Source organism: Hyphomicrobium sp. (assembly GCF_009026145.1).
In the GTDB taxonomy this organism is placed as follows: domain Bacteria; phylum Pseudomonadota; class Alphaproteobacteria; order Rhizobiales; family Hyphomicrobiaceae; genus Hyphomicrobium_A.
The window spans coordinates 36,761-60,385 of sequence record NZ_WBUE01000026.1; the positions used below are offsets into that span (position 1 = coordinate 36,761).

Sequence of the window (23,625 nt, forward strand, 5' to 3'; positions counted from 1 at the left end):
CCGATGAGCCAATACAAGGCGCTGGTGGTGGCGCGCGCCGAGGGGGGCGTCTCCGCGACCTGGCAGAGGCTTGGCGAGGATTCGCTCGGGGAGGGTGATGTGACGCTTCGCGTCACCCACTCGACCATCAACTATAAGGACGGCCTGGTGCTGACCGGCCGGCTGCCGGGTATGCGCCTACCGCTCGTGCCCGGTATCGATTTCGCTGGCACCGTGATCGCCTCGAAGCATGCCGAGTTGGCCCCCGGCGATGATGCGATCCTCAACGGCTGGGGCTGCGGCGAGCGCCGCCCCGGCGGATACGCCGAGTTGGCTCGCGTGCCGGGGGATTGGCTGGTCAAGCGGCCGGCGAAGTTCACCAACGCCGAGACGATGGCCATCGGCACAGCCGGCTACACGGCGATGTTGGCGGTGCTGGCGCTGGAGGCGCACGGCGTGACGCCCGACAAGGGCCCGGTGCTGGTCACCGGGGCGACGGGCGGCGTCGGCAGCATTGCCGTCGCGCTGCTCAGCAAACTTGGCTACAGCGTCATCGCCTCGACCGGTCGACCGCAGGAAGCGGACTACCTGCGCGCGCTCGGCGCCGGCGAGATCATCGCCCGCGAGGAGTTGTCGGCTCCCGGTCGCCCGCTCGGCAAGGAACGCTGGGCCGGTGCCGTCGACGTCGCCGGCTCACACACGCTCGCCAACGTCCTGTCGATGACGCAGTACGGCGGCTGCGTCGCTGCCGCGGGTCTCGTGCAGGGCCTCGATCTGCCGGCGTCGGTGGCGCCCTTCATTCTGCGCGGCGTAACGCTGGCCGGCATCGACAGCGTCATGGCGCCGAAGGAGAGGCGCGTGCGCGCCTGGGCGCGGCTGGCGGCCGATCTCGATCGGGAAAAGCTCGGCGCGATCACGCAGACGCGCCCGCTCGAGGATGTCGTTGCACTGGCGCCCCAGATCCTCGCCGGCAAGGTGCGCGGCCGCATCGTCCTCGAAGTTGCGTGAGCTAGAGCCGCTTGCGCATGAGGATTTCCGTGCGCCCATCGCAGACGAGATCGTCGAGCCGCGCCGTCGGCTCGAATCCATGGCGCTCGTAAAAGCGCATGGCGCCGGCGTTGATTTCCGATGCGACGACCCACAGGTTGCGCTCCCTCGCCATGCGCGCCTCGCGCTCCATCCAGCGCAGCACGGTGCTGCCGATGCCGCGGCCCTGCAATCCGGGAACGACGGCGAGAAACTGCAGATACGGCCCGCGCAGCCAGCGCGTGCGAATGACGGCCGCGCCGGCGACGTCATCGCCGAGGCTGAGCTGCAGGCGCTGAGCGGCGGGCTCGGAGGCGGCGAGGAAACGCGAAAGCGCCGCGGCCGGGTAAGCATACGCGGCCCATGGGTCGATGGCCGCGAAGACGACGCCCAGCCGGTCTCCCTCGGCGGCGCCGAGCGGCGTGATGACCAGCGGGCCGCCCTCTACCGGCAGCTCGTAGCGCGCTCGGGCGAACATTGCAGCGCCACTCATGGCCAGGGGGTCCAAGGGGTCTCGGTCGTCTGCAGTGGGCGCGGGCGCCTCACGACACGATCGTAGCGGTTGGTGTCGCCGGGGCGGCTGTCGTAGCAGCCGGGCGCGATCACCGGCTCGCCGGCGGCGATCAGCTCCGACACGGTGACGAACTCGAACCCCTCTTTGCGCAGCTTGGCGACGGCGACCGGCAGCGCGGCGGCGGTGTGCCATCCGCGTCCGTTGGCGTGGTTGAGGATGATCGAGCCTGGGCGTGCATGGCTCATGGTGTGGACGATGGCGGCCGCCGATTGCTGGGGCGAAGGATCGCCCGTCGATATGTCCCACTGGATGGCGCGCAGACCCTGATCGTGCACCTCGCGCAGGGCGCGCTCGTTGCAGGCGCCGTAGGGAAAGCGGAACAGCGTCAGCCGTGGCGCTATGCTCTGCACGGCGGCGGGCTGCGCCTTGGCGCACTCCGACCGGGCGAAGCGCGCGCGGATCGTCTCGTAGGCGCGTTGGGGCCCCTCGACCTCATCGTGCAGCCGCTTGCCTTGGAGCAGTCGCAGGTTGCGATGCGCCTCGGCGTGATTGCCGATCTCGAACAGCGGGTCGGCCATGAGCTGCTGCGTGCGCTCCTCGTGCGAGCGCATCCATTTGCCACCGGCGAAAAAGGTCGCCTTGATGTTCTCGCGGCGCAGGTAGTCGATGACGGCGCCGTCGTAGCCGGCGATCTCGCCCGGCTGCTCGCAGAGATCGAACGTCAGCGCGATGAGCTTCTTGCCCGGCGGTAGCCTCACGCTCCGGATCGCGCCCAGCGCGCCGGCCGGCGCGGGCTCCACCGGGGTAGCGAGCCAGCCCTCCACGGGAGGCGCATCGAAGCTGCGGTCATGCTTGCGCGACAGCTTCTCGCCGGGCTTGGCGGTCAGCGCCTCCGGAGCCCAGCAGGCGCTGAGCAACGGCTTGTCGCTGGCGATCGCCGCCGGAGGAACGGGTAGCCCCGGCACGCTGAGGCACAGGGCCAGCGCCGCGAGGACCCAACGTCGACCCATGCACGCCGTCACGGCGAAAGGCTCCTCAACGGCCCTTGAAGCGCGGCTTGCGCTTCTCTTTGAAGGCGAGCCTTCCCTCTGCGTAGTCTTCACTGGCAAAGCACGCCGCCACGGCCGCATCGAGCGCTGCCAGGTCGGGCGTCTGCGGGTTGCGCGTCAGCTCATCGATCGTCCGCTTGGCGGCGCGCACGGTGAGCGGCGCGTTGGCGGCGATCTCGCCGGCAAGGGCTCGCGTCTTGCTCTCCAGCTCGTCCGTCGTGGCGACGGTGTTGACGAGGCCCATGGCGAGCGCCTCCGCAACTTTGAAGCGCCGCCCGGTGAACAGCATCTCCTTGGCCCGCGCCGGCGGTACCGCGGCGAGAAGCGGATGCACCCAGCGCGCGTTGTAGCCGAGGCCGAGCTTGGCGGCCGGAATGGCGAACTCGGCCGCCTCGTCGGCGAGCCGGATGTCGGTGCACAACGCAATGGCCAGGCCACCGCCGAGGCAGAAGCCATGGATCATGGCGATGGTCGGTTTACTGCAACCGCTGAGGGCCCTGAACGCCGCGTCGTTGAGCGCGTCGTACGCCGCCGTCGCATCGCCGGCGCGGGCGCTGTCGAACTCGGAGATGTCGGCGCCGGCGGAGAAGGCGCGGGTACCGGCACCGCGCAGCACGATGACGCGGATCCCCGGCTCGGCTTCGGCCGCTGTCAGGATTTCCGGCAGGGCCCGCCACATGCCGGCGGTGAAGGCATTCATACGGGCCGGGTTGCTGGCGATAACGAAGCCGATGTCGCCGTCGCGCTCCAAGCGCAGTTCGGGCGTCTCCGACGGAGTGTCCTGCATGGGAATTCCTTCTCTGCGCTCGCACCTTATACAGCAGGGAACGGCACTCGGCTGCAATCGGGCAGGTCGTCTCAAGCGGGTCGCTTGCGCAACCGTCCAAAAAGGTTATGTCCTTGGGAGGCGTTGACGTTGCGACGGCATATTTGTACGCCCATCTGAGCCGGGGTTGCGGACCGGATCGAAGCGGCGCGCATCAGCGCGGGGAGTGCGACATGGCAACCAAGACGCGTTCGGTGGCCGACGGCAAGGTGCAGGCCTACGATCCCATCTGGTCGGAGATCCGTCGCGAAGCGGCCAGCGCGATGGCGGCCGAGCCGGCGCTCGGCAGCTTCATCTACGCGACGTTGCTCAGCCATGACCGGCTGGAAGAGGCCATCTGCCATCGGCTCGCCCAGCGCCTCGACCACTCCGAGGTCGATGCGGTGCTCATCAATCAGACGTTCCAGGCGGTGCTGGAGGCGCGCCCCGAGCTTGGCGCCATCTTCCGCGCCGACCTCGCCGCCGTGTTCGACCGCGATCCGGCGTGCAACCGCTACATCGAGCCGCTGCTCTACTTCAAAGGCTTCCACGCTCTGGCCACGCACCGCTTCGCACACGTGCTGTGGCAGGAGGGGCGGCGCGACTTCGCGCTATTCCTGCAGAGCCAGTCCTCGCGCACCTTCGGCGTCGACATCCATCCCGCCGCCCGCTTCGGGCAGGGCATCATGATCGACCATGCGACGGGCATCGTCGTCGGCGAGACGGCGGTCGTCGGCAACAACTGCTCGTTCCTGCACGGTGTCACGCTCGGCGGCAGCGGCAAGGAGACGGGCGATCGCCATCCGAAGATCGGCGAGAGCGTGCTCATCGGCGCGGGCGCCAAGGTGCTCGGCAACATCACCGTCGGCGACGGCTCGCGTGTCGCCGCGGGAAGCGTCGTGCTGAGCCCGGTGCCGGCGCACGTCACTGTGGCGGGCGTCCCGGCGAAGATCGTCGGATCGGCCGGCAGCGCCGAGCCTGCGCTCGAGATGGAGCAGACCTGGGTCGACGATTTCGGCGGCCTGTGATTTAGCCTGATAACGTTCAACGGCGGCGGGCAAGCCTAGTCCCGTCCAAGGGAGATGACGCACGTGGACCCCAAAGAAGTCGCTCGGCTGCAGGCCTATTTGCGCAAGACGTTCGGCACGCCGTCGCTCGAGGTGCGGGCGCGCCCGAAGAAGAAGGATTCGGCCGAGGTGTTCGTCAACGGGGAGTTCATCGCCGTGCTGTTCCGCGAGGAGGAGGAGGGCGAGGTCTCCTACCAGTTCCAGATGGCGATCCTCGACCTCGATCTCGAGCAGGCCTGATCCCGCATGTCGCTCTACGAGCTCGACGGAGTCCGCGTCGAAACGCCGGGCGAGGGCCGCTTCTGGGTAGCGCCGACCGCCGTCCTCATCGGCAAGGTGATCCTCGAGGAAGAGGCCAGTGTGTGGTTCGGAAGCGTGCTGCGCGGCGACAACGAGCCGATCCGCATCGGCGCCCGCTCCAACGTGCAGGAAGGCTGCGTGCTGCACACCGACCCCGGCTTCCCGCTGACCGTCGGCGCCGACTGCACCGTCGGCCACATGGTCATGCTGCACGGCTGCACGATCGGCCGCGGCAGCCTCGTCGGCATCGGCTCGATCATCCTCAATGGCGCCAAGATCGGCGAGGAATGCCTGATCGGCGCCAACACGCTGATTGCCGAGGGCAAGGAGATCCCACCGCGCTCCATGGTGCTCGGCTCACCCGGCAAGATCGTCCGCCAGCTGACGGCGGAAGATGTCGCGCGCTTCGGCGCCGCCGCCGGGCGCTACGTGAAGAACTGGAAGCGGTTTGCCGCCGGGTTGAAGCCGCAGGCCTGAGGCCAGCGGCTCGCCGTCATTCCATGCTCTCGTTTTCGAGACCGGACAGCGATGTCGCCAGCGGGCCCTGGCGGGTGTCGAGCGCCACCCATACCTTCGGGTTCAGATACGATTGGCGCATCACGAACTGGTAGGGCGTTTTGCTCCACACGCGCACGTCCTCGATCTTGTTGTCGAGGATGTAGTCGCCCTGCACTGTGCGCGCCGTCAGGACGGCGTGACCTTCGCCCTTTTCGTCGCGCACGACGGTCAGCAGCAGCGCACTGACGGGCCAGCCCTTGCGGATCAGATTATGCCGCTTCTGCAGGGCGTAATCCTCGCAATCGCCGCGGGTGCGCGGCAGCGTCCAATACTCGTTGACGCCGTAGACCTCCAGATCGGTCGCCGGGGCGACTTCCCGGTTGACCGTGCGATTGATCTCGTCGAGTTCCTTGAGGCGCTCGACGGACGCGTCGAAGCGGCTCTCCTGGCTGTGATCGGAGGAGCACTCGTGCGGGTTGGCCTCGCAGAAGCGCACGAATCCATGCGGCGGCTGCGCCGGTCCGAAGATGCGCATGAAGGGCGAGCCCTGCGCGGAGGAGCCATCCGCCTTGTCGGGCCTCTGAATATTCGACACGCCCTGCGCCCACGCCGCCGATGAGGCAAGCATGCCGCCGATGAGGACGATAGCGCCAAGGTGGACCCGCTGCATGACCGAAAACCCCGTTACACTTCCTCTCAAAGCTACCCGACAGAACTCGAATTACGCTGAAACAACGTCCCCGGATTTGAAGCGAAAAACTCGCTGATCGTTCACCTTCGTGGCGCAGCCCTTAAGCTGGCGCTCAATGCGTCGCTGCTCGTGAAGCGCTCGTTAACGAACTCGACGGCGATGCCGCGCTCGTGGTGGCGCACGACGGTGGCGCGACGCTTGTCGAGCATCACCTCGGCGCCGAGCGGCGGCCGCGCCGGCGTGACGATTGCCGCGCCCGAGATGGAGAGATCGTGCAGCGGACAGACCATGGTGCTGCCGTCGGGCAGCACGAGCAGCGCCGCCTCGTCAGCCGACACGCGGGGGAACTCGCGCTCCTCGCCTTCGGGTATTTCCGATTGAGCGGCGAGACGGGGTATCTGCATCGCGAGCTTGTCGCGCTTGCGCTGCGTACCGCTGATGGCCATGGCGAAGCTGCCGGGAAACAGGCGCACGACGCTGCCTTCGAGCCCGCCAAGATGCATGAGGTAGACGATGAGGTTTTCGCCCAAACGCAGCGGCACCGCCGTCGTCATGGCGGCGCTTTCGACCGAGATATCGATGAGGCGGCAGGGATGATCGAGCTTATCGGCGCGCATGAAGCGGCCGGGCAGGCTCAGCGCGTAGCGCGGGAAGCGGCGCTTATTGGGTCCCTGATAGCCCGCATCGGCCGCAGCAATTGGCCGAAATGCATCCGCACTCGTCGACATAGCCGTTCCTGCGATTGGGCCGCCAAGGGCGGTCCGCTTTCCGCGAGCCAGGCCAAACGCGTACGCTGAAGGCTCTGTTCCGGCTTCGACTATGCAGGTGTGCGGCTTAACGAACGGCTAATTGCCGCGTCATTTCTGTATGCATCGCAGTTAGCGGACTGAGAAAGGGCCGCAAAATCGCGGGCAGGCCGCGCGGTGGCCGGGGTCCGATGGTCAGGACTTGTCGAGATCGGCGCGGCCGAGCCCGCCCTCGAAGACGCGGAACTGGCGGCGCTCGGAGCGCACGATGCGCGCGTGATCGGCCGGTAGCAGCACCGGCACGTCGTTGCGGACGCGCCCCTCATCGACGATCGTCGGAGCGCCCCCGGGCCACACCAGCTCGTGAGCGATGATCCGCTTGCTGGTGAGGGGCAGCTCGCCCAGCCAGTGGGGCGGATCGAGCGGCACGAGCGCTCCCAGTACGCGGTCGATGTCGTCGCCGGTGTGCCGCAGAGGTAGCAGCAACACCTCGAACGGGGTCGAGGCGCGTGCCACCGGGGCCGCCTCCATGTGGATCCTCTCGACCGCGCCTTGCTTGGCGAGGGCGGCCAAGTGGCGGATCAGGGCGAGACGGTCCATCGCGGACCAGCCATCGAGGAAATTCGTGCCGCGCAGCTCGGTGCCGAAAATGTCGCAAACATTGGTGCCGGCGAGCCGGAAGCGATAGGCCTCGGCGTCGATGCGCTCGAGAATGAATGTGGAGGGCAGGATCGAGGCGATCCTCGCCGGCTCGATCTCGAACCGCCGCGGCGTAGTGCGATTGCCGCGGACCTTGTTCCAGTAGGCGAGTAGGATCTGGCTGGTCTTGTGTTTCAAATCCATGAGCGAACCGATAAGCGCCACGCCCCCGTGAGGGCCCCGTAAACGGCCGTCCCGGATCGGGACAATCTGGGTTCGCCGATCCGCTTCTGAGGCGTTAGGAGCAGCAACCGTGCCAGTGCCGCCCGGCGTTCACATCGTGGTTGCTGCAAGGGGCGGCTGACGTTAACTCTGCCGGCCGCGACGCGGTCTGCGATGGACCCGCGACACGGACGGGCTGCAACGAGGGCGACCGGTGAGCCGACACGAGCCGATGTTCAACGTGCCGGGCAGCGTGCTCGCGGTGCTGGCGCTGATGATTTCCGTCCATCTCGTCCGCCTCGGGCTGCCGGAGGCGTGGGACACCTGGGTCACCCTGGCGCTGGCGTTCATCCCGGTGCGCTATGCGGGCTTTGCGCAAGAACTACCGGGCGGCGAGATTGCGTCCGTCACCTCCTTTCTCACGCACACTCTGGTGCACGGCGATTGGGTGCATCTGGGGCTCAATGCTGCCTGGCTGGTCGCCTTCGGTGGCGCCGTTGCCAACCGCGTGGGATCGCTTCGCTTCTTGCTCCTGTTCGGCTTCTGCGCCACCGCGGGAGCGGCGACGTTTCTCCTATTCAACCCCGGGCTGATGCTGCCGATGGTCGGTGCGTCGGGCGCGATATCGGGCCTGATGGGGGCGACGATGCGCTTTCTATTCACGGCGGTGGACGGTCGCGGTCTCGCCGCACTGCGGGAGGATCCGCGTTCGGCACCCCTGATGCCGCTCATGGTGGCCATCACCGACAAGCGCGTCGTGCTCGTTACGCTCGTTTTTCTCGCCGCCAATATCCTAGCTGTGCTCGGTCTCGGCAGCGTGGGCGAGAGCGGCATCGCCTGGGAGGCGCACATCGGCGGGTATTTCGCCGGCCTTTTAACATTCGGCTTCTTTGATGCGCCGCAAACCGACAATTCATCCGGTTCCGCCAGGCTGCATTGAATGACTTGCGTCAGCGGCGTGATTGCAGCACGATGAACTGCCGACGGCTGGGCCGAGCGGCCAACAAGGCAGATGACTTTGCGTCGATTGCCGGAGGGTGCGCCGCCGGGGAACTGGAACGCGACGGCGTCGTTTCTGGACTTCGACTGTCAGAGCGCAGTGGGAGGATGCAAATGAATATCGGACAGATCCTGAAGGCGAAGGGACGAGCCGTTGCAACCGCGCGCCCGGACGCTTCGCTTCTGGAGATCGTCAACAAACTTGCACAAAAGAAGATCGGCGCCATCGTCATTGTCGGCGACAAGGGCGAGGTGGTCGGCATCGTCTCCGAGCGCGACGTCATCCGCAAGCTCGGCGAGCGGGGGCCGGAGGTGCTGAGCGAGCCCGTGTCCAAGAGCATGACCTCCAACGTCATCTCCTGCCAGGAAACGACGACGCTCGATGAGCTCATGGAAGTGATGACGCAGGGCCGCTTCCGCCACGTGCCCGTGATCGAGGATGGCGCGCTCGTCGGCATCGTCTCTATCGGCGACATCGTGAAGAACCACATCGCCGAGGTGGAAATGGAAGTGACCGCCATGCGCGGCTACTTCGTTACCGGCTAGGCACTTTCGCGCGCTTGCTGAAACGGGCGCCCCGCTAGGCGAGGGGGACGATGCCCGTATGTGCGCCCGGCGCGTGGCGGCGGGCGTCGATCTCGCGGTGCATCTCGGAAAGATGCCGCTTGGCTGCATCCTCGCCGCGGCGGATCAGCTCCTCGGCGCGATGGAAATCGAACAGCCCGATATCGGAAAGGCGCAGGTTGATCATTGCGTCCGGCGGGTCGCCGGCGAGGCGCGAGCGCGCAATGCGGTCCTGCACGATGTTGAAGGCCTCGACCATGACCGTGGAAATGCCGGGAACCGCCTCGCTCTTGCCAAGCACCTGGCGCTTCAACAGGTTGCGCATGGCGCTGCCGTTCTTGCCATTGACGGGCGGCGCATCAGCCTCAGCCTCGGCCGACACGTCGGGCTCGAGGTGCGGAACGATGGTGCCGCGGCCGCACACGTCGAAGTTCAGGTTGACGGCGATCACGTAACGGGCGCCGTGCGCGCGGGCGACCGAGACGGGAATGGGATTGACCAGCGCGCCGTCGAACAGCCAGCGGCCATTGATCTTCACCGGTCGGAAGATGCCGGGCAGCGCGTAGGAGGCGCGCACGGCGTCGGCGAGGCGTCCGCGCGACAGCCAGATCTCGTGTCCGGTGCCGAGTTCGGTGGCGACGGCGGTGAAGCGCGGGTCGAGCTCCTCGATGTGCAGATGGCCCAGATGGCTCTCCAGCCGATCGCACAGGCGTTGGCCGTTGATGAGCGCTGTGCCGGCGAAGTTGAAATCGAGGTAGCCGAAGATGCGCCGGCGCGTCAGGTCGCGGGCGAACTCTTCGAGGGCATCGAGATGTCCGGCGGCGTGACAGGCGCCGACGACGGCGCCGATGGAGGTGCCGACGATGATGTCGGGCTTGATGCCGGCTTCGACGAGAGCTTTGAGGACACCGATGTGGGCCCAGCCGCGTGCCGCGCCGCCCCCCAATGCCAGACCGATCTTTGCCTTGGCCATGTCCTCACCTGCTTATGCGATGCCGCCTGTCTGACCCCAAGATCTGCGCTTGCTTAACGTCCTGGTGCGCATTTTGTGCCCCGTTGCGGCGACTCAGCGAATGCGCCCTCAACTCAGCATACGCCTCAGATATAAGCGTCCAAGATTAACCTTGCACTATGACGCAACTCGTCTCGCACTGCGGTCGAAGCAGGTGCGATGCAACAACTAATACGGACTTCAGGTGGGGTTTAGTTTCAGCCGGGCTCGTCGGCGTCGGGCGCCATGACGAGGTGCGCGCCCACTGCCGCTCCGCCGTTCACCGCAACGAGCCGGTAAAAGCAGCTGCGGCGGCCGGTGTGACAGGCCTGGCCATCACCCTCGACTGTGACGCGCAACCAGACGACGTCCTGATCGCAGTCGGTGCGCATTTCGAGGATGTTAAACACGTTGCCGCTTTCCGCGCCCTTTTTCCAAAGTGCGCCGCGCGAGCGGCTCCAGAAGTGGACAATGCCGGTCTCGATGCTGAGCGCGAGCGCCTCGGCATTCATGAAAGCAAACATCAAGACTTCGCCCGTGCGGGCGTCGGTGACGATCGCCGGGATGAGGCCATCGGCATCGAACTTCGGCTGGAAGTCGAGACCCTTCTCGATCTCGGCCTTGGAGCCGCGCGGGTTGAACGCATACGTCTTCGTAAAAGCCATGCAAAAACCTGCTGAGTGAAGGGCCGAACTATGCGCCGGCGCGCAGGCGCACCGCATCGAGGAAGCGCTGGCGCCAGCTCTCGTCCTTGTCGAACACGCCGGTGAAGTGCGTCGTCTCCATGACGGCCGCGGGCTGATTGACGGCGCGCAGCGTCATGCACTGGTGCGCGGCGCGGATCATCACCGCGACCCCGAGCGGCGCCAGGCTCTGCTGAATGGTCTCGCCGATCTGTGCGGTCAGTGATTCCTGCACCTGCAGACGGCGCGCGAAGATATCGACCACGCGGGCGAGCTTCGACAAGCCGACGACGCGCTTGTCCGGCAGGTAGGCGACATGCGCAATGCCGGTGAACGGGGCGATGTGGTGCTCGCAATGGCTTTCCAGGCGCACGTCGCGCAACAGGATCATGTCGGAGTAGCCGGAAACGTCCTCGAAGGTGCGCGCGAGCTCGGCGGCGGCGTCCTCGCGATAGCCGCTGAACCGCTCCTCGAAGGCCTCGACCACCCGCTTAGGCGTGTTGATGAGCCCCGAGCGCGCGGGATCGTCGCCGGCCCAGGCGAGCAGCGTACGCACCGCGTCCTCCGCCTCCTCGCGCGAGGGTTTGAGGCGCGGCGCCCTTTTGAGCTTGAGGCCCGGGGTATCGGTCACGGGGCGCTCCTTTGGTGTGAGATCGCGCAGTTGCGGCTTTGCGGCAGCCTGTCCGGGCTGTGCGGGGCGACAGGGTGCCCTATATTATCGGCACCCGCGACGCGCTTGGGAAGGCCGGCGGGACCGAATTGAGCTGCCTCGCATCAGGGCGACACATGGCCGATCTAAACGAGATCTACAACTCGAGACTGCTGGAACTGGCGGCGCACATACCGCATTCGGCGCGCCTTTCCGCTCCCGATGCGACCGTCTCCGCGCACTCGAAGCTGTGCGGCTCGACCGTGTCGATCGACCTCAACATGCGCGAGGGAGCGGTGACCGGCTACGGGCAGAGCGTGAAGGCGTGCCTGCTCGGGCAGGCGGCTTGCGCCATCGTCGGCGAGCATATCATCGGCGCCACTGCTGCCGAGCTGCGCGATGTCGCCGGCGCCATGCGCCGCATGCTGAAGGAAAACGGCCCGCCGCCGGGGGGGCGCTTCGCGGATCTCGAGCTCCTGGAGCCGGTGCGCCACTACAAGGCGCGCCACGGTTCGGTGATGCTGGTGTTCGATGCGCTCGAGCGCGCCGTCGACCAGATCGAGGCCAAGCGTGCGGTCGGCGCCAACGCCGCCACCGCCTGACGCAGCGGGGCGGTCCATGGCGGTGATCCGCGATCCATTGCAGCTCGCCGGGCGGCGCGGCACGATTTACCCGGCCGAGTTTGCCGCCGGTTTCGACGGGCGCATCAAGCGCGCCCTGACGGAAGCGCTGGGCCTCACGCAGTTCGGCGTCAACCTGACGACGCTCGAGCCCGGTGCCATGTCCTCGCTGCGTCATTGGCATGCGAAGGAGGACGAGTGCGTCTACATGCTGGAAGGTGAGCTCGTGCTCATCACCGACGAGGGGGAGTGCGTGCTGAAGCCGGGAATGGCGGCAGGGTTCCCGGCGGGCGAGGCGAATGGTCATCATCTCATCAACCGCAGCCCGCAGCCGGCGACCTATCTCGAGATCGGCACCCGCTCGAAGGACGAGGATGCGACCTACTCCGACGTCGATCTGCGCGCCGAGAAACGCGACGGGCGCTACCGCTTCGTGCGCAAATCCGGCGAGCCGTATGAGTGAGCATGGTCGAACGAGCCTGACCGGCGCGCTCCTGAAGGCTCCGATCCACCTCTACCGCTGGACGCTGAAGCCGTACGTCGGCTGGAACTGCCGGCACCTGCCGACCTGCTCCGAATACGCGCTCGAAGCCATCGACAAGAACGGGCCCTGGCGCGGCTTGTGGCTCACCGTCTCGCGCTTGTCGCGCTGCCACCCATACGGTACGCGGGGGCTCGATCCGGTGCCCGACATTCGCGCCGAGCGGCACGCGCTTGCGCCCTGGCGCTACGGCCGCTGGCGCTGGCACAAGCTACCGTAGCGAGAAGCAATGCAGTGGTCCGATGAGGGCATTATCCTGTCGGTGAAGCCGCACGGCGAGACGGCGGCCGTGGCGGAAATCTTCACCCGCGCGCATGGCCGCCATCTCGGCCTGGTGCACGGTGGGCGCTCGCGCAAGCTGCGTCCGGTGCTGCAGACCGGCAACCACGTCGACGCCACCTGGAAGGCGCGCCTCGCCGAGCACCTCGGCCACCTGCTCGTCGAGCTGCGCAAGGGGTATGCGGCGCAGGCGATGGAGGACCCGGCCGCGCTGGCCGGCCTCTCCTCGCTGTGTGCCTTGGCGCGCCTGCTGCCCGAGCGCGACCCGCACCCGGCGCTATTCGAGGTGGCGCTGTTCGTGCTCGGCTATCTCGACGAGCCGGAGGTGTGGCCGGCGCTGATGGTGCGCTGGGAGCTGGCGCTGCTCGACGAGCTTGGCTTCGGCCTCGACCTCTCGGCCTGCGCCGCCACCGGGAGCAAGGACGATCTGATCTACGTGTCGCCGAAGTCGGGCCGTGCCGTCTCGGCCACCGCCGGCGCCGACTACAAGGACCGGCTGTTGCGCTTGCCGGGCTTTCTCGCCAAGGGCCGCCAGGGAGGAGCCGCAACGCCCGACGATGTCGTCGCCGGGCTCAACCTCACCGGACATTTCCTCGAGACGCGCGTCTTGATCCCGCGCGAGGAAGAGATGCCGGCGGCGCGCGTGCGGCTCAAGGATCTGATGGTGCGCCGCGCCGCGCAGGCCGCCTAATTCGGCGCCGCCACCTCGGTGGTGTGGCGCGGGTCCGGTGCGACGTCGACCGTCACGCCCTCGGGACCGGCCTCGAGCGAATAGACCTGGCCGTCACGCGCCTCATAGCGCGCCGTGGCCTTCCTGGCCCGGCCGGTGATCACGTCGATGCTGCCGGGCAGGCACACCTTGTGGGTCATGTATTGCTCGCGCTCGAGGTCATAGCGCTTGCCGGCGAACTCGTAGGCGACGGTCTTCCTGCCCGTGTTGCGCACCTTGAACTCGTAGCGCGCCGTGCGCGGCCGCCCGAACAGCTGCACGGCGATGTAGCGCTGATCGTCGGGCGAGGCGCGCAGCACGGCGACGCCGATGTCGGTCAGATGCGGCAGCATGAGAACGCGGCGGTGGGTGGGCGAGTGCTCCCAGCCGCGCATGGCGCGATTGGCGTAGTCGCTCGGCGTGAATCTGCCGCTGTAGGAGGCCATGGCGAGGTTCTCGGCGATCTGGCAGTACGCATAGCCGGCCTTCTGCGCCCGCGTCGCCGGCGTCGACTCCTCGAGCGTGTGCGACAGGTCGGTGCCGGCGGCGAGGACACGCGCGTAGGCACGCGCGGCAGCCTCCAGCTGCGCATTGGGACGCACCGCCGCAAGCTCGTGCTTCCTGCGGAAGGCGTTCGTCATCTCGACGATGGCCACCTCGGCGGCCGGTATGTCGGCGGTGATCGGCATGCGTGCGCCATCAGCGGCACGGGCGAGCAACTCCGCAGTCTCCCCGGAAACAAGCGATGCGGCCAGCGGTTTGCAGCGCAATATCGCCGGCGGGGTGAAAAATCCGTGCCCGGACGACAAATTCGGCTCAGCGCGGTTTGCGGCTGACCTCGACGGCGATGCCGGCAGCGGTCGATTTGATCGCGTACACCTGCCCATCTCCGGCTTCATACTGCGAGGAGGCGCTGGCCCGGCTCCCGGTCGCGAACGTAATGGTGCCCGGCAGGCACGCCGTGTGGGTGACGATCTCGCGCGGCGAGACGGTGTTATCCTCGCCGTTGAACGTATAGGCGACCGCCTGTGGCGCCGCATTCGTCACCTTGAAGCTGTACTTCGCCGCTTCGGGGCGGGCGAATAGCTGCACGGCGATGTAGTTGGGCTCCGTTGGCGAGGCGCGCGCCACCGCGACGCCGGTCTCGGTGACGAACGGCAGCAGCATGTTCTTGCGATGCCCGGGCGAGTCCTCCCAACCCTCGACCGCGCGGCGCGCATACTCGGCCGCGGTGAACCCACGCGTATCGAGGATCGCGGCGAGGTTCTCGCCCACCTGGCAATAGTGGTAGCCGGCCGCGGCGATGCGCTCGGCCGGCGTTGTGCCGTCCGCTGTGTGCGACAGCGCCGATTGGCCGGCGAGCTTCCTGGCGTAGCCGCGCGCCGCTGCCGCAAGCTTGGGGTTGTGCCGCACCGGCGCCAGCCTGTGCTGCGCCCGGAAGGCATTCGTCATCTCGACGATGGCGGCTTCCGCCGCCGGGATGTCGGGGAGGACGGGCACTATTCGTCGCTGCGTGTTTCGACGTGGAACTTGTGCAGCACGCGATGGAAGATCGGCGCCAGCACGAAGCCGGTGGCGATGATGATGATGAGCCCGGAGAAGATGGCGTAACAGCCTGCGAACACTTTGCCGGCCTCGGTCTTCAGCTCCGCGGCCGGGCCCATCCCGGAGAGGATCATCGCCGCATTGAGAAAGGCATCCGTCAGCGACATGCCTTCAAAGCCGGCATAGCCGGCGATGCCGACGGCGAGCCCGAACGTCGTCAGTCCCAACCAAATGCCGGACGCCCGCAGCATGCGGCGGGCGAAGGCGGGGCGCGAGATCACCCTATGGTGGCGCTTTTCGAAACCCGTCAGGCTGACGTTTATGGCGGCGATTCCCATTGCAGCCCGAATGTAGGCTGCGCCGGCGCCGGCAACAACGTGTTGCGCCGCGTCATGCGCAATTTCCTGGCCCGGGTATACTGACCCTCTTGCGCCGGAACTTGCCGGCGCCGGCCAGACGGAAGGAACCGATATGAGCCGCGCCTTCGTCAAGGAGCAGGAGAGCGTCGAGGAGCTGCCCGACAAGCTGATCTCCGAGCACCCCAACCTCGTCACCAAGGAGGGTCTCGCCCACATCGAGGCGGAGTTGCGCCGCGCCGATGCCGCGCACGCCGCCGCGCAGGTGGCTGGCGATCGCGAGGCGATGGCCGCCACGGCGCGCGAGGTGCGCTACTGGGGCGCGCGGCTGGCCTCGGCCGAATTGGTGCCGGCGCCGGCCGACACCGAGCGCGTGCATTTCGGCTCCACGGTGACCATCGAGCGGGCGGACGGGCGGCGGCAAACGTACCGCATCGTCGGCGAGGACGAGGCCGATCCGGGCAAGGGCTCGATCTCGTACGTGTCGCCCTTGGCGCGCCAGCTGGCTGGCAAGGAGGTCGGCGACACCATCCGCATCGCCGGCGCCGACGCTGAAATTGTGGAGGTGCGGTAGGCGCCCCTCAGGCGTGAGAAATACGTGACTTATTGTCTTTTAGCAAAGATGATTTTTCAAGGCATTTGAAGGCGCCGCATTATGCTGGCATTTATATTGGGAATCATTGGTGGCCTCGCTGTATCGGCATTATTGCGCGACTACAGCGAATACATAAGATCGCACAAATCCTCTTTTTTAGCTGCTGCAGCCCTGCTATTCTTATCGATAGTCGTTTTCCTTTACCACGCTGGTTCGCCCCTTCTTTGGCAACTGCCCGCGAGTCCTACGGGCCTATTCGCTATTGGGCTGGGCACGATATTCTTTGTCGAATGGGCGCTACTGGCCCGCCAAAAGCCGCAAGACGAAGCCGAGCAGGCACGCCAGGGACGCGTCCGAGTAGGGCTGCTGATCGGAGGAACACTTCTCGTGGTCGTCGCGGTAACCGAAATCGCGCCGCCCCGGCTTCTCGGTCTCGTCAAAAAGATACAGATCCCATCGGTAGCTTTGGAACTCTCGCTACCCGAGCACGGCGGGACTGGCAACAAAGCGCTCAGTAATCTACCTGGGCAGTCGTACTCGGGCGGGAACAGGGATCGAGGGCTGGCAAGCGCCCTCGATCGGATATTGGCGCTGCGCGCCAATACATATTCCGATGAGGTGCTGGTGAATGCCCTTGTAAGACAAAGTGGGCTTAAAACGACAGCCGGGGCAGATCTAAAGTTGGAAAGCGAGCGCGATCCGTTCGACTTGAATGCCGAGGAGCGGTTGATAGTTCCGATCGTAGGTTGCTTAAAAGGGCTCTACTTGCTGATGCGGGAGCCCCAACTCACCGGGCAAATCGTTGCCGACCCGATCATCGCTCTGAAACATATAGATGGAGCTTACGGCCCAGCCAAAGTGGACCGCAAACCAAATCTTACGCATGCACCAGCACCGAATGAGGCGGGAAGCTCGGCTCTGGCAATGAGCGATCTGGAAGCTGAAATTAAAGGGACATTGGATGCGGCCGCGGGCAGATTGTACGGATTATCCAAGGGAGGCATCGGAAGACGTCCCGATAATCTCACGCTGCACGACCCGCCCGAGAATGCGCTAGAAGTATCGTGCGCGGCACTCAAGGAATACAGGGCGAGCCCGGACGACATTCACAAATTTGTGGAATCATCGCAAACATCAGTTCGACCATTTCTTTCCTACCTCATTGCGGAACTCCACGCGGCGAGTGGTGACAATCGGTCCGCCGCGTTTGAGTTGGAGCGCTGGCTGCAGAAGACGAATGCGAGCGGCGCGGTTGGCACTCAATTATTGCGGGCGCCGCAGTTTGCCGTGGATGGCGTGCGCCCCGATTTCTTGACGAGAGTGGGCGACGCCTATCGATTGGCCTGGCGACGCATGTCGATGCGGCTGCGGATGAATCAGTATTTGAATGAACTGTCCGAGGGGCAATTGGCCAGACCCGACTTGCGGGTGATTGAGAGTGAAAAGCTGTTGGAGACGGTCTATGCATTGTTGGGGGAATCAACGCTGAAAAAAATTGACCAGGGGAGGAATTGCGGTGTGCTCGACCCGGTCTATCTGCGGATATTGATGGTGTATGCGCAGGCAAGCAACAATTACGCCTATTATGCGAGCTTATTAGACGTGGATGACTACAAGGAGCATCGCGCCAGGGCAGAACGTCAGGCGGAATTCATCAAGAATATGGATCGATCCTGTATTCCTGGGACTGATCTGGACGACATAGAGTATTTTGAGCGCCATCACGTTAACACGTGGGCGATGGTCCAATTGGCAGGCCTTCGAGCCGATGCCGCCGTGGTATCGGGAGGGGGACCGAACATCGCCGAGCGGGTTCGGTCGATTCTGGTCGAGGTGGAGCACGCGCGTGACCAATCCGCGCAGCGTCTGAATGAGGTTGGGCGACCGCCAGCCGAGGTTCCGCTTTGGGAGCGGTGGTATCCAAGCGAGGGCGAGGAACTGCGCAATTCGCTGGCTACTCTCTCAAAGCACTTGAGGCTGATCCTGCGGGAACTCGGCGAGACGGACTAGGGCTGCGTAGGCGTGTGCGGGGGCCGCCGGTGGGATTTTAGGGGGCAAGCTCGACGCCCGGCATCAGCTGCCATGCCCGACGGGGAAGGCGCGCGCCCAGCTGGCGCCGTCGCTATCGCGCGCCTCAACGAGCAGGCTGTCGGCACCGTTGACCCGGTAGTCGAAGTCGATCACCGGGTCCTGCGCCATGGTCATCGAGCCCTTCATGGCGAATACGCGCTCCTCGCCCTGCTTCACCTCGAGGTCGGTGACGATGCGTAAGGGCACGTACAGCAGCGTCAGCTGGTCGAGCACCATGCCGGTGTGGTTGGGGTGCATGATCTTGAGGCGGGCGCGCGGCTCGACCTCGGTCGCCGCCGCCTGCTTGGACAGCGGCTCGAGGCTCATCTTGCCCATCGTGGCGGCGATTTGCTCGGGGCTGCCCGAAGGCGGGGCCGAGCAGGCGGCCTGGCCGCCAGCGAACTTCACGAACCGCTCGGCCATGTAGAGCTGCCCGTCGGAAGCCTCGACGACGGCGCGCACGTCGGTCGCCGCGTTGAGGCGCAGGAGCGTGGCGAGGCGCAGGTGCTCGCGCTTGCCGCCGATGTCGAACTGGGCGGCGACGGGGGAGGGGTTCTCGTCGACGATGAGGGTGACGGCGCGCACCGAGCGCCCGTCGGCGAACCTGGCCTCGACCTCGATGGGCACGGCGCGCTGGTCGAGCGGGCGCATCGGCGCGGTGAGCAGCACGACGTCGCCGGCGGGGTTGATGGTGCGGCCCGCGAACACGCCGGCGCGGATCTCGTCCCATGCCTTGCCGGCCTGGGCGCGCGGGACCGCGGCGAGGCCTATGGTGCCTACGGCGGCGGCTAGGGCGAGGAGCAAGCTGACGCGGCGCATGGAGCGATTCCCTCGTTCTTCTGTGCACCGCTCAGTATCGCCGAAGCGTCTGCGTCTCACAACGGGGACGTGCGCGATACCGCCCGCGGCCGCTCGGCGACGCGCACCGCATTGATTTGCGTGCAGATATCCGCGCGGTCGGCGGAGGGATATACTGGCCGCGTCGCTCTCAACTGTGGGAGGACCCCATGCCCACCACGCAAAATGCGCCCTTCAACATCAGCGCCCTCGGCTGGGCGCTGTCGGCGGCGCTCGTCGTCCTCTTCGTCATTTGCCTCGTCGTGGCGCTGCTGTTCCCGGACCTGCGCGCTTCCCACGCCTGGGTCGGCCTGTTCTCGGCCGCGCCGCTCGATTCGGTGCGCGTGTGGATCGACGGGATCGTGTTCAGCATCGCCTTCGGCTGGGTCACGGCCGCGGTTCTCGGCGCCGTCTACAACCGCCTCATTGCCCGCTGAAGCATGATGCCTATGACCCCTTGCAGACGAAGCTGGCCGCCAGCACCTTCTGTGTCGCCCAAATCGACGGTGAGACACGGCCACTCGGCGGCTAGCACCGGTTAAGGAGGATCGCGGGGATATTGCCGTGGCGCGCATATTCTTGAGCCATTCCAGCAGCAACAACGCCGAGGCGCGTTACGCAATTGTATTGGCACTGCTGGCGGGAATTGGCGTCGCCGGCATCAACTACAGCCGTTGGACGCCGGCGGCGACAGCTGCAGTCTTCCGCTTCGTAGACCTGACCAAAGATCTGACCAAGAGCGGCACGGTATTCCAGGACTGCTCGGCCTGCCCGCAGATGGTGGTCATCCCCACAGGCAGCTTCATGATGGGATCGCCGGAAACCGACGCAGACGCCCGCGAGAATGAACGCCCTCAGCACAAGGTCACCATCGCAACGCCTTTCGCGGCATCGAGGTTTGAGGTGACGTTTGCGGAATGGAACGCCTGCATCGATGCGGGCGGCTGCGAGCATCGACCCAGCGATCAGGGATGGGGCCAGGGCGCGCGGCCCGTGATCAACGTGTCCTGGGACGACATCACCAAGCAGTACCTGACGTGGCTGAGCAGGGTGACGGGCCAGGCGTATCGACTACTGACCGAGGCAGAATGGGAGTACGCCGCGCGCGCAGGAGCGACGACGCGCTACTCGTGGGGTGATGTCCTCGGCGAAAACAACGCCAACTGCAACGGCTGCAAGAGCCAGTGGGACAACGAGCAGACGGCACCTGTGGGCTCGTTCAAGCCCAACGATTTCGGCCTCTACGACATGCATGGCAATGTCTGGGAATGGGTGCAGGACTGTCATGACGAGAATGCGTACGCGACAGCTCCCACGGATGGCTCCGCCGTACCCGACGAGCCCGACTGCGATCGCGTTCTCCGCGGTGGCTCTTGGATGGGCAATCCGAGGAGCATGCGCGCGGCGTTCCGTAACGCGATCTTTCCCGAGTACCGGCTGAGCGGCTACGGCTTCCGTGTTGCCCGTGCTCTTCCGGTGCCAGAATGAATCAGCTCTTGCTGCTTCACCACTCTGCTACTCGCAAAGCCATGCAGAGACCGGACGTGATCCAGTCACTGTTGAGTTCTGATCATTCGGCACGAAGCGCGGTGCGGTTTGCCCGCCATCGGCGCAGCATACCTGCGACTAGCTAATTGTCCAGGAAAGGGCGGAACATTCGCGACCGGCTCGGGTGCTTGAGCTTGCGCAGCGCCTTGGCCTCGCTGTGGCGGATGCGCATACTTCGTCAGAGCGCTGCGGCAACGGCGCGGCCCACGTCGGCAATAGCGGCGTTGCGTGCTGTGAGCTCGGCAGTCGTCTCTGCCAGGTAGACGGCGATGAGAACCGGTCCGCGTTCCGGTGGCCAGACGATCGCGACATCGTTCGTCGCGCCGTTGCCGCCCGTGCCCGTCTTGTCTCCGACCCGCCAGCTTGCCGGCAAGCCGGCGACGTTCAGTTGTCGAGGAAGGAGCGGAGCTTGCGCGAGCGCGAGGGGTGCTTCAATTTCCGCAGCGCCTTGGCCTCGATCTGCCGGATGCGCTCGCGCGTCACCGAGAACTGCTGGCCGACTTCCTCCAGCGTGTGGTCGGTGTTCATGCCGATGCCGAAGCGCATGCGCAGCACGCGCTCCTCGCGCGGGGTGAGCGAAGCCAGGACGCGCGTCGTCGTCTCGCGCAGGTTGGACTGGATCGCCGCATCGATGGGCAGCACCGCGTTGCGATCCTCGATGAAATCACCGAGGTGCGAATCTTCCTCGTCGCCGATGGGCGTCTCGAGGCTGATCGGCTCCTTGGCGATCTTCAAGACCTTGCGCACCTTCTCCAGCGGCATGGCCAGCTTCTCGGCCAGCTCCTCCGGCGTCGGCTCGCGGCCGATCTCGTGCAGCATCTGGCGCGACGTGCGCACGATCTTGTTGATGGTCTCGATCATGTGCACGGGGATGCGGATGGTGCGCGCCTGATCGGCGATCGAGCGCGTGATCGCCTGCCGGATCCACCACGTGGCGTAGGTGGAGAACTTGTAGCCGCGGCGGTACTCGAACTTGTCGACCGCCTTCATGAGGCCGATGTTGCCTTCCTGGATGAGGTCGAGGAACTGCAGGCCGCGGTTGGTGTATTTCTTTGCGATGGAGATGACGAGGCGCAGGTTGGCCTCCACCATTTCCTTCTTCGCCTGGCGCGCCTCGCGCTCGCCCTTCTGCACCGCTTTGACGATGCGGCGGAACTCCAGGATCTCGAGGCCGGTCTCCGAGGCCAGCGTGTGGATCTCGCCGCGCAGCCGCTCGATGCGCATCTTCTCGTTCTTGACGAAGGTGCCCCACTTGCGCCCCAGGCCGCCGACGCGGTCGAGCCACGTCTGGTCGAGCTCGTTGCCGAAGTACTCGTCGATGAACGCCTGGCGCGGCACGCCGCAGGATTCGGCTAGACGCATCAGCTGGCCCTCGTGGCCGACCAGCTTCTTGTTGATGCCGTAGAGCTGCTCGACGAGGCTCTCGATACGGTTGTTGTTGAGCGACAGGCTCTTGACGTCGGCGATGATCTCGTCGCGGTGCTTGTCGTAGGCCTTTTGCTGCTGCTTGGAGCCGGTTTCGCCGGCGACCTGCTGCTCGAGCTTCTTGTCCTGCTGCTTGCGCAGCTTCTTGTAGGTGCCCGCGATGCGGTCGAAGGTCTCCAGCACCTTCGGCTTCAGCTCCGCCTCCATGGCCGCCAGCGACAGGGCGTTCTCGTAGTCGTCCTCGTCGTCCATCTCGCCTTCGGGCGGCGTCTCGCCACCCTCGGCAGCTTCCTCGGACGCTTCGCCGTCGCCACCAAGGGCGGGCGGGGGCTGCTTGGCCTCGGGGCCCTCGTAGGTGGCTTCGAGATCGATGATGTCGCGGAGCAGAATCTTGCCTTCGTTCAGCTCGTCGCGCCAGATGATGATGGCCTGGAAGGTGAGGGGGCTTTCGCACAGTCCGGCGATCATCGCCTCGCGGCCGGCCTCGATGCGCTTGGCGATGGCGATTTCGCCCTCGCGCGATAGAAGCTCGACCGAGCCCATCTCGCGCAGGTACATGCGCACTGGATCGTCGGTGCGCTCGGTAGGCTCGGCGCGGGTGCTGGTGGTGGCGACGGCGGACTGCGTGGCGATGGCACGGCCGCCTTCCTCCTCGTCCGGCTCGTCGGCGCCGGCAGCCTCCTGGCCCTCCTCGCCTTCCTCCACATCGACGACGTTGATGCCCATGTCGGACAGCATCGCCATCGTGTCCTCGATCTGCTCGGAGGACACTTCCTCCGACGGCAGAACGGAGTTGAGCTCGTCGTAGGTGACGTACCCGCGCGCCTTGGCGGTCTTCAGAAGCTTTTTGACGGCCTGATCGGAAAGGTCGAGCAGCGGGCTGTCCCGCTCTTGCGTTTCCGTGGCCTGCTTGTCCTGATCCTCATTCTTAGCCGCGGGCGCCGCTTTGCTGCGCGATCCGCCGGAGGAGGCTTTCGTTTTCAGGGCCTGTGCTTTCAAGGGCTCGTATCCCGCTCTAACAGCGCCTAACCAGTTTGCGACAATCCGTCGCGGCCACTACGGCATCGGTAAAACACCCCGGGCCTGCGCAATTAAGCCCCGCCGGCGTCCCACCATTAACTACCCCGTCGACCTTCGCCCGCGCCGCACGCGCGGGGCGCCTAGCCGTCACCTTGCCCCCGCCGCTCGCAAGGGTCGCGCCAACACCGAGCACGTTAATCTGCGGATACGGGCTGTTCGCTTGCCCGAGCAAGCAGGCCCTGGATCTCGCAGATGCGCGCCAGCGCGTCCTCGGAGCCGTCCCGGTGATAAGCCTGGACGGCTGCTTCGAGCGACTTCTGCAAGCCGACCTGCCTCTCATGCAGCGCGAGGGCGTGGCGCCAGCCAATCTCCACCTCGGCCCGCGGGGCATCAGGCTCTGCGAAACGATCGCTTCTATGCGTAACAGAACGCTCGACAAGGTTTACGACCTTGCCGAGGCCCGTCTCGCTCAATTGGGAGCGCAGACGGGCGCTGTCAAGATTATTCTCCACAGCCTGGTGGCCGAGGACGGCATCGCGTAGGCGGGCGAGGGGCGCGGAGCCGAAGGCCAGGCCGGCGATTTCCTCGGCATGCTCGTCGATCAGCCAGGGATGGTTGAGCAGCGTTTTGATCAGCAGCGCCTCGCGCGGCCAGCCGG

28 protein-coding genes and 2 pseudogenes are annotated in these 23,625 nt (G+C 66.0%); 14 read left to right on the forward strand and 16 right to left on the reverse strand.

Annotated features, from left to right (window positions below; genetic code table 11):
* Nucleotides 1-3 precede the first annotated feature (3 nt).
* Nucleotides 4-987: an MDR family oxidoreductase gene (locus F9K20_RS17015; protein ID WP_291004553.1), complete on the forward strand. Its 984-nt coding sequence runs from the start codon at nt 4-6 to the stop codon at nt 985-987.
* Nucleotide 988: 1 nt separating this feature from the next.
* Here the strand turns inward: F9K20_RS17015 and F9K20_RS17020 are convergent, their stop codons facing one another.
* Genes F9K20_RS17020 through F9K20_RS17030 form a run of 3 tightly spaced genes read right to left on the reverse strand, consistent with a single transcriptional unit; the run spans nt 989 to nt 3,355 of the window.
* The gene (locus F9K20_RS17020) at nt 989-1,498 is read right to left on the reverse strand and encodes a GNAT family N-acetyltransferase (RefSeq protein ID WP_291004555.1); all 510 of its coding nucleotides are present in this window, start codon (nt 1,496-1,498) and stop codon (nt 989-991) included.
* Nucleotides 1,495-2,529: a polysaccharide deacetylase family protein gene (locus F9K20_RS17025; protein WP_291004557.1), complete on the reverse strand. Its 1,035-nt coding sequence runs from the start codon at nt 2,527-2,529 to the stop codon at nt 1,495-1,497. Before F9K20_RS17025 ends, F9K20_RS17020 begins: the two co-directional genes overlap by 4 nt.
* Before the next feature lie 25 nt (nt 2,530-2,554).
* The gene (locus F9K20_RS17030; protein WP_291004560.1) at nt 2,555-3,355 is read right to left on the reverse strand and encodes an enoyl-CoA hydratase; all 801 of its coding nucleotides are present in this window, start codon (nt 3,353-3,355) and stop codon (nt 2,555-2,557) included.
* 212 nt (nt 3,356-3,567) lie between these two features.
* Here F9K20_RS17030 and cysE point away from each other — a divergent pair, with 212 nt between their 5' ends.
* From cysE to F9K20_RS17045, 3 genes are all read left to right on the forward strand, one after another.
* On the forward strand, nt 3,568-4,401 hold the full coding sequence (cysE, locus tag F9K20_RS17035; protein WP_291004563.1) for a serine O-acetyltransferase: 834 nt from the start codon (nt 3,568-3,570) through the stop codon (nt 4,399-4,401).
* A gap of 63 nt (nt 4,402-4,464) precedes the next feature.
* Nucleotides 4,465-4,680, forward strand: coding sequence for a DUF3126 family protein (locus F9K20_RS17040; protein ID WP_291004565.1), 216 nt, complete (start codon nt 4,465-4,467; stop codon nt 4,678-4,680).
* 6 nt (nt 4,681-4,686) lie between these two features.
* Nucleotides 4,687-5,217, forward strand: coding sequence for a gamma carbonic anhydrase family protein (locus tag F9K20_RS17045; RefSeq protein WP_291004568.1), 531 nt, complete (start codon nt 4,687-4,689; stop codon nt 5,215-5,217).
* A gap of 16 nt (nt 5,218-5,233) precedes the next feature.
* Here F9K20_RS17045 and F9K20_RS17050 read toward each other — a convergent pair whose 3' ends face one another.
* The 3 genes from F9K20_RS17050 to F9K20_RS17060 all read right to left on the reverse strand — a co-directional run bounded on the left by F9K20_RS17050 (nt 5,234) and on the right by F9K20_RS17060 (nt 7,518).
* The gene (locus tag F9K20_RS17050; protein WP_291004571.1) at nt 5,234-5,908 is read right to left on the reverse strand and encodes a transglutaminase-like cysteine peptidase; all 675 of its coding nucleotides are present in this window, start codon (nt 5,906-5,908) and stop codon (nt 5,234-5,236) included.
* A 101-nt stretch (nt 5,909-6,009) separates the two neighbouring features.
* Nucleotides 6,010-6,657, reverse strand: coding sequence for a PilZ domain-containing protein (locus tag F9K20_RS17055; RefSeq protein WP_291004574.1), 648 nt, complete (start codon nt 6,655-6,657; stop codon nt 6,010-6,012).
* 213 nt (nt 6,658-6,870) lie between these two features.
* Nucleotides 6,871-7,518, reverse strand: a complete 648-nt coding sequence (locus tag F9K20_RS17060; RefSeq protein WP_291004577.1) for a PAS domain-containing protein — start codon at nt 7,516-7,518, stop codon at nt 6,871-6,873.
* 232 nt (nt 7,519-7,750) lie between these two features.
* Here F9K20_RS17060 and F9K20_RS17065 point away from each other — a divergent pair, with 232 nt between their 5' ends.
* Together F9K20_RS17065 and F9K20_RS17070 are read left to right on the forward strand one after the other, a co-directional pair.
* Entirely contained in the window at nt 7,751-8,476 is a 726-nt protein-coding gene (locus F9K20_RS17065) for a rhomboid family intramembrane serine protease (RefSeq protein ID WP_291004580.1), read from the forward strand.
* A gap of 173 nt (nt 8,477-8,649) precedes the next feature.
* Nucleotides 8,650-9,081: a CBS domain-containing protein gene (locus tag F9K20_RS17070; RefSeq protein WP_291004583.1), complete on the forward strand. Its 432-nt coding sequence runs from the start codon at nt 8,650-8,652 to the stop codon at nt 9,079-9,081.
* A 34-nt stretch (nt 9,082-9,115) separates the two neighbouring features.
* Here the strand turns inward: F9K20_RS17070 and F9K20_RS17075 are convergent, their stop codons facing one another.
* The 3 genes from F9K20_RS17075 to folE form a co-directional block, all read right to left on the reverse strand.
* Nucleotides 9,116-10,072 carry a patatin-like phospholipase family protein gene (locus F9K20_RS17075; RefSeq protein ID WP_291004586.1) on the reverse strand — a complete coding sequence of 319 codons (957 nt, stop codon included), beginning with the start codon at nt 10,070-10,072 and terminating at the stop codon, nt 9,116-9,118.
* A 236-nt stretch (nt 10,073-10,308) separates the two neighbouring features.
* A complete protein-coding gene (gene hisI / locus F9K20_RS17080) occupies nt 10,309-10,755 on the reverse strand; it encodes a phosphoribosyl-AMP cyclohydrolase (RefSeq protein WP_291004589.1) in 447 nt (148 codons plus the stop codon).
* A 28-nt stretch (nt 10,756-10,783) separates the two neighbouring features.
* Nucleotides 10,784-11,404, reverse strand: coding sequence for a GTP cyclohydrolase I FolE (folE, locus tag F9K20_RS17085; protein WP_291004592.1), 621 nt, complete (start codon nt 11,402-11,404; stop codon nt 10,784-10,786).
* Between the two features lie 155 nt (nt 11,405-11,559).
* Between folE and F9K20_RS17090 the strand changes: the two genes are divergently transcribed.
* The 4 genes from F9K20_RS17090 to recO are packed head-to-tail and all read left to right on the forward strand — an operon-like array spanning nt 11,560 to nt 13,553.
* A complete protein-coding gene (locus F9K20_RS17090; RefSeq protein ID WP_291004595.1) occupies nt 11,560-12,024 on the forward strand; it encodes an iron-sulfur cluster assembly scaffold protein in 465 nt (154 codons plus the stop codon).
* A gap of 16 nt (nt 12,025-12,040) precedes the next feature.
* Nucleotides 12,041-12,505: a cupin domain-containing protein gene (locus tag F9K20_RS17095; protein WP_291004598.1), complete on the forward strand. Its 465-nt coding sequence runs from the start codon at nt 12,041-12,043 to the stop codon at nt 12,503-12,505.
* Nucleotides 12,498-12,803 carry a membrane protein insertion efficiency factor YidD gene (yidD, locus tag F9K20_RS17100; protein WP_291004601.1) on the forward strand — a complete coding sequence of 102 codons (306 nt, stop codon included), beginning with the start codon at nt 12,498-12,500 and terminating at the stop codon, nt 12,801-12,803. The genes F9K20_RS17095 and yidD overlap by 8 nt, the downstream gene beginning before the upstream one ends.
* A 9-nt stretch (nt 12,804-12,812) precedes the next feature.
* Nucleotides 12,813-13,553, forward strand: a complete 741-nt coding sequence (gene recO, locus F9K20_RS17105) for a DNA repair protein RecO (protein WP_291004604.1) — start codon at nt 12,813-12,815, stop codon at nt 13,551-13,553.
* Here recO and F9K20_RS17110 read toward each other — a convergent pair.
* From F9K20_RS17110 to F9K20_RS17120, 3 genes are all read right to left on the reverse strand, one after another.
* Nucleotides 13,550-14,260 carry a CAP domain-containing protein gene (locus F9K20_RS17110; RefSeq protein WP_291004607.1) on the reverse strand — a complete coding sequence of 237 codons (711 nt, stop codon included), beginning with the start codon at nt 14,258-14,260 and terminating at the stop codon, nt 13,550-13,552. The two genes, recO and F9K20_RS17110, sit on opposite strands and share 4 nt — an antisense overlap.
* A 127-nt stretch (nt 14,261-14,387) precedes the next feature.
* Nucleotides 14,388-15,071, reverse strand: coding sequence for a CAP domain-containing protein (locus tag F9K20_RS17115; RefSeq protein ID WP_291004610.1), 684 nt, complete (start codon nt 15,069-15,071; stop codon nt 14,388-14,390).
* A complete protein-coding gene (locus tag F9K20_RS17120; RefSeq protein ID WP_291004613.1) occupies nt 15,071-15,454 on the reverse strand; it encodes a hypothetical protein in 384 nt (127 codons plus the stop codon). The genes F9K20_RS17115 and F9K20_RS17120 overlap by 1 nt, the downstream gene beginning before the upstream one ends.
* Nucleotides 15,455-15,587: 133 nt before the next feature.
* Here F9K20_RS17120 and greA point away from each other — a divergent pair, with 133 nt between their 5' ends.
* The gene (gene greA / locus F9K20_RS17125) at nt 15,588-16,046 is read left to right on the forward strand and encodes a transcription elongation factor GreA (protein WP_291004616.1); all 459 of its coding nucleotides are present in this window, start codon (nt 15,588-15,590) and stop codon (nt 16,044-16,046) included.
* An 81-nt stretch (nt 16,047-16,127) separates the two neighbouring features.
* On the forward strand, nt 16,128-18,077 hold the full coding sequence (locus tag F9K20_RS17130; RefSeq protein ID WP_291004619.1) for a hypothetical protein: 1,950 nt from the start codon (nt 16,128-16,130) through the stop codon (nt 18,075-18,077).
* A gap of 63 nt (nt 18,078-18,140) precedes the next feature.
* On the opposite strand, the gene F9K20_RS17135 is transcribed toward F9K20_RS17130, so the two are convergent.
* Complete coding sequence (locus F9K20_RS17135; protein ID WP_291004622.1) at nt 18,141-18,956, reverse strand: quinoprotein dehydrogenase-associated SoxYZ-like carrier; 816 nt, start codon at nt 18,954-18,956, stop codon at nt 18,141-18,143.
* 188 nt (nt 18,957-19,144) lie between these two features.
* Between F9K20_RS17135 and F9K20_RS17140 the strand changes: the two genes are divergently transcribed.
* Nucleotides 19,145-19,411, forward strand: coding sequence for a hypothetical protein (locus F9K20_RS17140; RefSeq protein ID WP_291004625.1), 267 nt, complete (start codon nt 19,145-19,147; stop codon nt 19,409-19,411).
* Nucleotides 19,412-19,538: 127 nt separating this feature from the next.
* Complete coding sequence (locus F9K20_RS17145; protein WP_291004627.1) at nt 19,539-20,462, forward strand: formylglycine-generating enzyme family protein; 924 nt, start codon at nt 19,539-19,541, stop codon at nt 20,460-20,462.
* Nucleotides 20,463-20,700: 238 nt separating this feature from the next.
* Here the strand turns inward: F9K20_RS17145 and F9K20_RS17150 are convergent.
* From F9K20_RS17150 to F9K20_RS17160, 3 genes and pseudogenes are all read right to left on the reverse strand, one after another.
* Nucleotides 20,701-20,901 (reverse strand): annotated as a pseudogene (locus F9K20_RS17150) (serine hydrolase); the annotation flags it as partial.
* Between the two features lie 5 nt (nt 20,902-20,906).
* Nucleotides 20,907-22,931, reverse strand: coding sequence for an RNA polymerase sigma factor RpoD (rpoD, locus tag F9K20_RS17155; RefSeq protein WP_291004630.1), 2,025 nt, complete (start codon nt 22,929-22,931; stop codon nt 20,907-20,909).
* A 230-nt stretch (nt 22,932-23,161) separates the two neighbouring features.
* Nucleotides 23,162-23,625: pseudogene (locus tag F9K20_RS17160) on the reverse strand (DNA primase); the annotation flags it as partial.